The sequence below is a fragment of the Mesorhizobium sp. M7A.F.Ca.CA.004.12.1.1 genome (genome assembly GCF_003997835.1).
Lineage (GTDB): Bacteria > Pseudomonadota > Alphaproteobacteria > Rhizobiales > Rhizobiaceae > Mesorhizobium.
On record NZ_RZRK01001368.1, the window covers coordinates 1 to 783 of the forward strand.

1 protein-coding gene is annotated in these 783 nt (G+C 63.0%); it reads right to left on the bottom strand.

Annotated elements, in window-relative coordinates; translation table 11 throughout:
• Window positions 1–255: 255 nt before the first annotated feature.
• Window positions 256–774, bottom strand: a complete 519-nt coding sequence (locus EN984_RS36435) for a dihydrofolate reductase (RefSeq protein ID WP_127271784.1) — start codon at window positions 772–774, stop codon at window positions 256–258.
• Window positions 775–783 lie beyond the last annotated feature (9 nt).

A 783-nucleotide genomic window follows, 5' to 3' on the forward strand; every position in this document is an offset into this window, starting at 1 on the left:
CTTTGGACCCTGCCCCCAGGGTCCTTGATTGTTGCCGCCGCCACCCCATGGGCCGCCGCCACCGCCGCTTTTGTCGTTCCAGGGCATGAATGTCCTTTCGCTTGGAATTCCCTCAAGCGCCGGTATTACGGCGCAAAATCCAGTATTGTTCTTCTATAGGGACGCAACGAGGCGCTTTCAACGCGATGCGCTGCCGACTTCGTCCGATTTGTCCGGTCGCGACCCTTTGTCTTCCTTCAATGCCCCTTTTTTCATTCAATGTCTCTCTCGACGCCGCTCGTAGACCGAATAACGCGTCGGGTGGCTGTCCTTTTCCCCGGCTGGGACGTCGTGCGAGCTGACAATGTGCCAGGAATCAGGATCGATCGGCGGGAAATGCGCGTCGCCGTCGACCGCTGCCAGCACATGGGTGACATGCAGGCGATCGGCCAGCAGCATGGCCTGGGCATAGATTTCGCCGCCGCCGATGACGCACACCTCGTCCACATCGGCCATGCGGCGCCCGCGCTCCGTCGCCAGTTGGATCGCGGCCTCGAGCGAATGTGCCGCCTCGACGCCCTCGGCGCGCCAGGTCTTGTCGCGGGTGACGACGATGTTCAACCTGCCCGGCAGCGGCCGGCCGATGCCCTCATAGGTCTTGCGGCCCATGATGATGGGCTTGCCCATCGTATCGGCTCTGAAGCGCTTGAGATCGGTGGAGAGCCGCCACGGGAGCCCGCCGTCCCGCCCGATCACGCCGTTCTCGGCGATGGCAACGTAGATTGCGACGTGCATCAATTGCCG

Coding starts and splice junctions, on each gene's coding strand:
- EN984_RS36435 (WP_127271784.1), bottom strand. CDS start 774: ATGCACGTCGCAATCTACGTTGCCATCGCCGAGAACGGCGTGATCGGG.